Genomic DNA, 9,021 nt, shown 5'->3' with positions numbered 1-9,021 from the left:
CCCGCCCCCTGAGGTCGGGCGAGCGCCCCTCCACCCCCCACGAACCGCCACGACCCGCCAGGAGCCCCATGCCGACGCCCCGCCCCCGCGCCGCGATCGCCGCCGGCGCGCTCGCGCTGCTGCTCGGCTCCGGCACCGCCGGCGGCGTGGCGTTGGACGACGACGACGCACCGCCCGCCCGCCCCACCGCCTCCGGCACGGGCGTGCCGACCCCGACGGCGAGCCCGAGCACCCCGGAGGACCCGAGCAGCCCGGACACCCCCGCCGTGGTGGTGCCGAGCGTGGCGCCCGGACCCGACGACGTGCCGCCGGACCTGCCGCTGGCCCAGGGCCTGCCCGAGACCACGGCCGACGGCACGCCGGTCGCCACGACGCCGGGGCCGGCGTTCCGGGGCCTGCGCGTGTGCGGCGCCCCCGCCTGGCGACCGGGACGGCTGGTCGACGCCGTCGGCGTGCGCTACGCCGAGGCCGGGGAACGGCGCACCCGCACCCTGGCGGTGCTCGCCGACGCCGCCACCGCGACGCGGGCCGTCACCCGCCTGCGCGACGCGCTGGCCCGCTGCGGCACCGGGGTGCGGGCCTGGCAGCTCATCGCCACCCCGAGCCCGGATCCCGCCCAGGAGCTGGTGGTCGCCACCCGCACGACCCCCGCGGCGGACCTCCTCGTGCTGCGGATCGCGCGGATGGGGCGCGCCGTGCTGATCGTCTCCGACCTCGACACGCCCCGGCCGCTGCCGGTCGTCGACGGGCCGACCGGCACCACCGCGCCGACCACCGATCCCGCCCTGGTGGCCGAGGCCCTCGAACGCTCGGCCGCCGACAGCACCGAGGTGATCGCCGCCATGGCCGCCACCTGGCCCCCCGGCTGAGCCCACGTCCCGTCCGCGACAACCTCCGTGCGGTGGGCGGCGTCGCAGTGACGTCCGTGCCGCGAAGGAGGCCCCCATGTCCGTCCCCCGACCCGCCCACCGGTGGTTCGCCACCGCCGTCACCGTCGTCACCGCCGTCCTCGTGGCGGGTGCGACCGCCGCGTGCGGCCCCGAGGCGGCGCGATCCCGCGCCACCGACCCCGCGCCGGCGAGCCCGGCGGCGCAGGACTCCCCCGCAGCGACCGCAGCGACCGGGGCGACCGGGGCGACCGGGGACCAGCCGGGGCCCGACAGGGTGCCCGCCGGGTTCCCGCTGGCGGCCGGGCTCCCGGAGCGCAACGACGACGGCAGCCCCGTCGTCGTCGGCGAGCCGGCGGGCGCCACCCGGCTGCGCCTGTGCCCCGAGGAGGCATGGAGCGCCCCGGCGGCGCGGGCCGCGGCCACCGTCGACTACGCCGCCCCGGAGGACGTGCGCACCCGCACCCTGCTCGTGCTGGACACCGTGGCCCTTGCCCAGCGCGCGACGGCCGACCTGCGCGGCGCGATCTCCCGCTGTGCCGAGGACGACCGCCCCGACGGCACGGTGTGGGCCACGGTCGAGGACGACGCCGCCGCACCGACGCCGGGACGGGAGTGGCTGGTCGCGACCCAGCGCTACCGCACCGACGGCCTGTTCGACACCGGCCTCACCGTCCTGCGGGTCGCGCGGTACGGCCGCGCACTGGTGGTGTCCTCGGAGTACGGCGAGGGCGGCGGCAGCGCGGCGAGCATCGAGGCCGCGATCGCGAGGGCGGCCGACGACCTCGCCGAAGTCGAGCGGGCCGCGTCGACCGCGTGGCTGCCCGCGGACTCCTGATCACGGGTGGACGCACCTCGGCCCGGCACCCGCGAGAGCGGGGCCGGGCCGAGGTGGTGCCACGGGTGCCACAGGTGGCACCCGTGGCACAGGGGGGATCAGAGGTTCTGCATGATCTCCCGCATCAGGGCGGCGGTCTCGGACGGCGTCTTGCCGACCTTCACGCCCACGGCCTCGAGGGCCTCCTTCTTGGCCTGCGCGGTGCCCGCGGAGCCCGACACGATGGCGCCGGCGTGGCCCATGGTCTTGCCCTCGGGGGCGGTGAAGCCCGCGACGTAGCCCACGACCGGCTTGGTGACGTGGTCCTTGATGTAGGCCGCGGCCCGCTCCTCGGCGTCGCCGCCGATCTCGCCGATCATCACGATCGCCTTGGTCTCGGGGTCGTTCTCGAACGCCTCGAGCGCGTCGATGTGGGTGGTGCCGATGATCGGGTCACCGCCGATGCCGATGGCGGTGGTGAAGCCGAAGTCACGCAGCTCGTACATCATCTGGTAGGTCAGGGTGCCCGACTTCGACACCAGGCCGATGGGGCCCTTGCCCGCGATGGTGTGCGGCGTGATGCCGGCCAGCGACTCGCCCGGGGTGATGATGCCGGGGCAGTTGGGGCCGATCATGCGGGTGCCCGCGTGGTTGGCCTCGGACTGCAGGTAGCTCCACACCTCGGCGGTGTCCTGCACCGGCACGCCCTCGGTGATGACGACCATCAGGCCGATCCCGGCGTCGACGGCCTCGATGGCGGCGGCCTTGGTGAAGGCCGGCGGCACGAAGAGCACCGACACGTTGGCACCGGTGGCCTCCATGGCCTCCTTCACGGTGCCGAAGACCGGCAGCTCCTTGCCGGCGAGCTCGACGGTGGTGCCGGCCTTGCGGGCGTTCACACCACCGACGATGTCAGCACCGGACTCGAGCATCAGGGTGGTGTGCTTGGAGCCCATCCCACCGGTGATGCCCTGGACGATGATCTTGGAGTCCTTGTTCAGGTAGATCGACATGTTTCTCGACTCTTTCGTCTCGTGCGTCCGGGGCTCAGGCGTTCGCCAGCTCGGCGGCCTTGTCGGCGGCACCGTCCATGGTGTCGACGACCGTGACCAGCGGGTGGTTCAGCTCGGCGAGGATCGCGCGGCCCTTCTCGACGTTGTTGCCGTCCAGGCGCACGACCAGCGGCTTGCTGGCGGCGTCGCCGAGCAGCTCCAGCGCCCCCTTGATGCCGTTGGCGACCTCGTCGCAGGCGGTGATGCCGCCGAAGACGTTGACGAACACGCTCTTGACCTGGGGGTCGTTGAGGATGACGTCGAGACCGTTGGCCATCACCTGGGCGTTGGCGCCGCCCCCGATGTCGAGGAAGTTGGCGGGCTTGACGCCGCCGTGGTTCTCACCGGCGTACGCGACGACGTCGAGGGTGCTCATGACCAGACCCGCGCCGTTGCCGATGATGCCGACCTGGCCGTCGAGCTTGACGTAGTTGAGCCCGAGGTCCTTGGCCTTGGCCTCCAGCGGGTCGGCCTCCTCGCGGATCTCGAACTCCTCGTGGTGCGGGTGGCGCACCTCGGAGGCGTTCTCGTCCAGCGACACCTTGCCGTCGAGGGCCTCGAGCTTGTCGCCGGCCAGCCGCGCGAGCGGGTTGACCTCGACGAGCGTGGCGTCCTCCTCGACGAAGACCTGGTACAGCGACTGGATCATCGCGACGGCCTGCTCGAAGACGGGCTCGGGGAACTTGGCCTCGGTGGCGATCGCGCGGGCCTTGGCCTCGTCGACGCCGGTGCCCGGGTCGACCGGGATCTGCTTGACGGCGTCGGGGTTGGTCTTGGCGACCTCCTCGATCTCCACGCCGCCCTCGACCGAGGCGATGCACAGGTACTGGCGGTTCGCGCGGTCCAGCAGGAAGGAGAAGTAGTACTCCTCCTCCGGCGGGGTGGCCGGGGTGACCAGCACGCGGTTGACCGTGAGCCCCTTGATCTCCATGCCGAGGATGTTCGAGGCGTACTCGAAGGCCTCGTCGGCGGTCTTGGCGATCTTCACGCCGCCCGCCTTGCCGCGGCCACCGGCCTTGACCTGGGCCTTGATGACCGTGACGCCGCCGATCTGCTCGGCGGCCGCCTTGGCCTCCTCCGCAGTCTGGACGACGACGCCGAGCGTCGTGGCCACACCGTGCTTGGCGAAGAGCTCCTTCGCCTGGTACTCCATCAGATCCACTGATCCACCATGTCCTCGTTGTCGAGTGGGGCGGCCCGTGCGGCCGCACGCAGGAAGAGGGGAAACCCGCTGGGCACACTAGCCCTGCTGCCCCCTGCTGGTCGCAACGGTCCACCCCTCCGGGCCGCACGTCACGCCCGGACCACCCCGCGGGACGCCGGGGCGCGGCGCGCGCCGGGCTCCGCGACGACCGCGGCGCCGCCGTGCCGTCGTCGGCTCCGCCGGGCCCGGATGCGGGCCCGCTGAGCGTGAATCCGCCCTGTCACCACGGGCCCGGGCCACCGACCGGCCGGTCCGCGCGGTGCCCCCGACGGCGCGGGAGCACCCCCGGGCGCGGGGCCGTGGGCGTGACGAAGGTCATGCGACGGCGCGGACCCGCGCCGGGCCGGGGCGTGACCTCCGCGTCCCTCGGGCGTTGTCCCCACGAGCCGACCTCGCGGTTTCGGGGCGCGAGGAGGATCGGTTAGAGTCGGGCCCGCTTGCCGGGATCGACGCACGACCGGTCACCGGCCGCTCCCCTGCCGTCCACCAGAGGATCACCTATGGGCCACCACCGAGCGGATCGACGCGCACCCCGTCGTCGACCCTCGGACGCCGACCGCGCCTACGTCGGGAAGCGGGTCGCCGGTCGCCCCGCGCCGAGCGCGAGCGACGTCGCCCCGAGTCCGGACGAGTTCCTGAGCGCCGTCGCCGCTCCGGCCGCGCGCCCGGCAGCCGTTCCGGTGGCCCCGGCCCCGGCGGCCCCGCCGGTGCTCGTCACCGCACCCGAGGTGCTCCCCGCGCGCCCGGCGCGGGTGTCCGCCTCCGCCGCCGGCAAGCGACGCGCCGGCAGCGCCTCCGCGGCGCCGCGCCGTGCTCCCGGCCGCCCCGCGATGCTCGGTCTGGCGACCCTCGCCGTCGCCGTCGTCGGCGCCGTCACCACCACGGGGCCCTCGGCCGTCGGCGCCGCGGGCGTGCTGCCGCAGGCCTCGGCGATGACCGGCTCCAGCGGCCTCGGGTCGGTCGACGTGCTCAGCGGTCGCCAGCCCAGCCGCTCCAGCGACCGCGACACCCTGGCCCAGGCCACCGACCGCGACCTCGTGGCCGCCGCCCAGGCCCAGGTCGAGCAGCGCAACGCCACCCTCGGCCAGCTGGCCGCGCAGGCCGAGGAGCAGGCGCGCAAGATCGAGGAGAACCGGTGGATCCTGCCGCTGACGCCCTCGATCATCACCGCCACCTTCGGTGAGTACGGCCTGTGGTCCAGCTACCACACCGGTCTGGACTTCAACGGCGAGAACGGCGACCCGATCAGCAACATCGCGGCCGGCACCGTCACCTTCGTCGGCTACGACGGCTCCTACGGCAACAAGACCGTGGTGACCCTGCCCGACGGCACCGAGATCTGGTACTGCCACCAGACCGACCAGTTCGTCAGCGTCGGCGACACCGTCGCCCAGGGCGAGACCATCGGGACCGTGGGTTCCACCGGCAACGTCACCGGCTCCCACCTCCACATCGAGGTCCGGCCCGGCGGCGGCGACCCGGTCGACCCCTACCCCGCCTTCGTGGTCCACGGCGTCACGCCCTGACCCTCGGCGCCTCTCACGATGTCAGTGAGAGGAGCCCAGCACCCACCCTCGCCCGTCCCACGCGTTGCGGTTCGCTGCTGTGCGCCGGAGGTGCGGCACCATGCCTGCTGTGGATGTCGTGTTCGTTCACGGAGCGGGGAGAGAAGGCGTCGATGCCTGGCCACACCAGGCGTCGGCCGCCGAGGCGAGCTGGCTGTTCCTGCCGCGGGAAGGTGCGGCCGACGACGCTGCACGGGACGCTCGACGCCTCCTTGGATGGCTCGGTGCTCGCGGCGGAGGGCACGTCGTCGCCCATTCGTACGGCGCGAACGCGGCAGTGCTGGCCGCCCAGCTCGAGCCCTCCGTGGTTCGGTCGCTCGCGCTCCTGGAGCCGGCCTGCTTCGACCTGGCGCGCGGCAAGCCGGCGGTTGAGGAACAGATCGCGGCGATGACGCCCGTGTTCGCGGCCGCCGACGATGCGTCCGTGTCAGCACATGACTTCTCGAGGCGCGTCGCGGCTGGGATGGGGCTGGCACCCCTGACCTGCCGGAGGAGCAGCTGCGGGCACGGGTCAGCCGTCTCCGGGCGCTTCGTCCGCCGTGGGGCATCGGTCTCCGCACGCACCAAGGCTTCCCGGTGAGGACAGTGGTCGTCACCGGTGGCTGGAGTCGCCTCGACGAGGAGACCGCCGCTGCCCTCGTCGCACTCGGCGCGCAGCAACTGACCCTCGAAGGCGCGGGGCACCGAGTGCAAGATGACCCACGGGCGTTCCCAGCGCTGCGGGAGCACTGGGCCGGCTGGTCATGGCACCGAGAAACCGGTGACGGGAACCGTCCGGGCTGACCCACCGCCACCGCTGCCGCTGACGGCCACCCATCCGCTGGATGCCGTCACGCACGACGCGGCTCCCGGTGTGGACCCTCGTGCACGCTGGCGCCTCAGCCGCCTCCGCCTCCCCGTCCCCCTGAAGCTGAAGGATCTCACTGACATCGTGAGGGGCCCCGACTGAGCTCGGACTGACCTCCGGCGCCGCGGCGGCGCGTGGCCTCAGATCTTCTCGACCGGGGCGTAGCGCAGCAACAGCCGCTTGACGCCCTCGGAACCGAAGTCGATCGAGGCCGAGGCCCGTTCACCCTCGCCCTGCACCGCCACCACGGTGCCGAGGCCGAAGGTGTCGTGGGTGACCCGGTCCCCCGGCTCCAGGGACGGGATCGGGCGGCTCTTCTTCGCCTTCGCCGAGGCGTCGGCACGGGCCGCGGCCGCCGAGAAGTTCCGCCGTCCGGCGGCGGTGGGCGCCCCGAGACCGGCGGCGCGGGAGGAGATCGACAGGTCGGGACGGCCCCACTGGGTCTGCGCGGCCTCCGTGCGGCGCCAGTCCATGAGGTCGACCGGCAGCTCGTCGAGGAAGCGGCTGGCCGGGTTGTGCGACGGCGCACCCCAGGCCGAGCGCACCACGGCGCGGCTGAGGTAGAGGCGCTGCTCGGCGCGGGTGATCCCGACGTAGGCCAGGCGCCGCTCCTCCTCCAGCTCGGTCTGGTCGCCCAGGGTGCGGGAGTGGGGGAAGATGCCGTCCTCGAGGCCGGTGAGGAACACCGCCGGGAACTCCAGGCCCTTGGCGGTGTGCAGGGTCATCAGCGTCACGACGCCGCGGTCGCCGCGCGGGTCGTCGGGGTCGGGCTCGGCGGGGATCTGGTCGCTGTCGGCCACGAGCGCGACCCGCTCGAGGAAGTCGGCCAGGCCCGGCTCGACGAGCTCGGCCTCCACGTCGGCGGGGTCGGCGCTCGGCCCGGCCACCGGGTCCTCGGCGAACTCCCGGGCCACGGCCACGAGCTCGCCGAGGTTGTCGACCCGGGTGGCGTCCTGGGGGTCGTCGGAGCTCTCGAGCTCGGCGAGGTAGCCCGAGCGCTCCAGGACGGTCTCGAGCACGACGTCGGGCCGCTCACCGGCGGCGACCATCGACTGCAGCTCCTCGATGAGGGCGACGAAGCCGCGGATCGCGCTCTGGCTGCGGGCGACCAGCCCGGGCGCCTCGTCCACCCGCCGCAGGCCCTCCCAGAACGTGATCCGCTCACGCTCGGCGAAGGCGTTGACGCAGGCCACCGCACGATCGCCGATGCCGCGCTTGGGGACGTTGAGGATCCGGCGCAGGCTCACGGAGTCCTCGGCGTTGACGAGCAGCCGCAGGTAGGCCAGGGCGTCACGCACCTCCTTGCGCTCGTAGAAGCGCACTCCGCCCACGACCTTGTAGGGCAGGCCGGTGCGGATGAACACCTCCTCGAACACCCGGGACTGGGCGTTGGTGCGGTAGAAGACCGCGATGTCGCCGGGGCGCAGGCCGTCGTCGGTGAGCCGGTCGATCTCGTCGCTGACGAAGCGGGCCTCGTCGTGCTCGTCGTCGGCGACGTAGCCCACGATGCGCTCCCCGTCGCCGGCCTCGCTCCACAGCCGCTTCTCGAGCCGACCGCTGTTGTTGCGGATGACGTGGTTGGCGGCGGTGAGGATGGTCTGGGTGGAGCGGTAGTTCTGCTCCAGCATGATCGAGGTGGCGTCGGGGAAGTCCTGCTCGAAGTCCAGGATGTTGCGGATGTTGGCGCCGCGGAAGGCGTAGATCGACTGGTCGGCGTCGCCGACAACCATGAGCTCGGCGGGCCCGACGCGCTCGGCACCGAGGTCCTCGGGGTCGCCCGCGCACAGCTGGTGCACCAGGGCGTACTGCGCGTGGTTGGTGTCCTGGTACTCGTCCACCAGCACGTGCCGGAAGCGGCGCCGGTAGACCTCGCGCACCTCCGGGAACGCCTGGAACAGGTGCACGGTGCTCATGATGAGGTCGTCGAAGTCGAGGCTGTTGGCCTCGCGCAGCCGTCGCTGGTAGAGGGTGTAGGCAGCGGCGTAGGTCTGCTCGAGCTGGTTCTGGGCCTCCGCGGCGGCCGTCTCGGGGTCGCGCAGCTCGTTCTTCTGGTTGCTCACCCAGTTCAGCACCGCGCCGGGCTGGTAGCGCCGCGGGTCCAGCTCGAGGTCGGTGAGCACCAGCTGCATCAGCCGCTTCTGGTCCTGGGCGTCGTAGATGGAGAAGCTGGACTTCAGGCCCAGCCGGTCGATCTCCTTGCGCAGGATCCGCACGCACGCGGAGTGGAACGTGCTGACCCACATCAGCCGGGCCCGGGCGCCGACCAGGTGCTCGACGCGCTCCTTCATCTCGGCCGCGGCCTTGTTGGTGAAGGTGATTGCGAGGATCGAGCCGGGGTGCGCGCCGCGCTCGGCGATCAGCCAGGCGATGCGGCGCGTGAGGACCCGGGTCTTGCCCGACCCGGCCCCGGCCACCACGAGCAGCGGCGCCCCCGCGTGCACGACGGCGGCGCGCTGGGGCTCGTTGAGCCCCTCCAGCAGCTCCTCCCCGCGCGGGCCCCGACGCTCGGTGCGCGGGGTCGGTGCAGCGAGGCCGGCGACCCCGAGCCCCGCGAGCGTGGCCTGGATCGAGGGGCTGGTCGGGCGGTCGGGCGAGGAGGGCGTCGGGGTGCTCATGCTGGGGTCCAGCCTAGGACCCGGCGCCGAGGCT

Annotated in this window: 7 protein-coding genes; 4 read left to right on the top strand and 3 right to left on the bottom strand. The window is 73.4% G+C overall.

All coding sequences use genetic code 11. The features are described 5' to 3' along the window. Window positions 1–68 precede the first annotated feature (68 nt). Together ACERUJ_RS01865 and ACERUJ_RS01860 are read left to right on the top strand one after the other, a co-directional pair. A complete protein-coding gene (locus tag ACERUJ_RS01865; protein ID WP_370246735.1) occupies window positions 69–869 on the top strand; it encodes a hypothetical protein in 801 nt (266 codons plus the stop codon). A 76-nt stretch (window positions 870–945) separates the two neighbouring features. Next, window positions 946–1,725, top strand: coding sequence for a hypothetical protein (locus ACERUJ_RS01860; protein WP_370246734.1), 780 nt, complete (start codon window positions 946–948; stop codon window positions 1,723–1,725). Window positions 1,726–1,823: 98 nt separating this feature from the next. Here the strand turns inward: ACERUJ_RS01860 and sucD are convergent, their stop codons facing one another. Together sucD and sucC are read right to left on the bottom strand one after the other, a co-directional pair. After that, complete coding sequence (gene sucD / locus ACERUJ_RS01855) at window positions 1,824–2,717, bottom strand: succinate--CoA ligase subunit alpha (protein ID WP_370246733.1); 894 nt, start codon at window positions 2,715–2,717, stop codon at window positions 1,824–1,826. A 34-nt stretch (window positions 2,718–2,751) separates the two neighbouring features. Then, window positions 2,752–3,918 (bottom strand): ADP-forming succinate--CoA ligase subunit beta, encoded by a 1,167-nt coding sequence (gene sucC, locus ACERUJ_RS01850; protein WP_370246732.1) that lies wholly within the window; start codon window positions 3,916–3,918, stop codon window positions 2,752–2,754. 542 nt (window positions 3,919–4,460) lie between these two features. Between sucC and ACERUJ_RS01845 the strand changes: the two genes are divergently transcribed. Then, entirely contained in the window at window positions 4,461–5,486 is a 1,026-nt protein-coding gene (locus ACERUJ_RS01845) for a M23 family metallopeptidase (protein WP_370246731.1), read from the top strand. A 100-nt stretch (window positions 5,487–5,586) separates the two neighbouring features. Further along, window positions 5,587–6,105 carry a hypothetical protein gene (locus tag ACERUJ_RS01840; protein WP_370246730.1) on the top strand — a complete coding sequence of 173 codons (519 nt, stop codon included), beginning with the start codon at window positions 5,587–5,589 and terminating at the stop codon, window positions 6,103–6,105. A gap of 407 nt (window positions 6,106–6,512) precedes the next feature. Here ACERUJ_RS01840 and pcrA read toward each other — a convergent pair whose 3' ends face one another. Further along, on the bottom strand, window positions 6,513–8,987 hold the full coding sequence (gene pcrA, locus ACERUJ_RS01835; protein ID WP_370246729.1) for a DNA helicase PcrA: 2,475 nt from the start codon (window positions 8,985–8,987) through the stop codon (window positions 6,513–6,515). Window positions 8,988–9,021 lie beyond the last annotated feature (34 nt).

Origin of the sequence: Nocardioides sp. (genome assembly GCF_964228225.1) — a bacterium.
Taxonomy (GTDB): domain Bacteria; phylum Actinomycetota; class Actinomycetes; order Propionibacteriales; family Nocardioidaceae; genus Nocardioides.
Note: the sequence above shows the minus strand (reverse complement) of the source record. Positions and strands in the feature narration are given on the sequence as shown.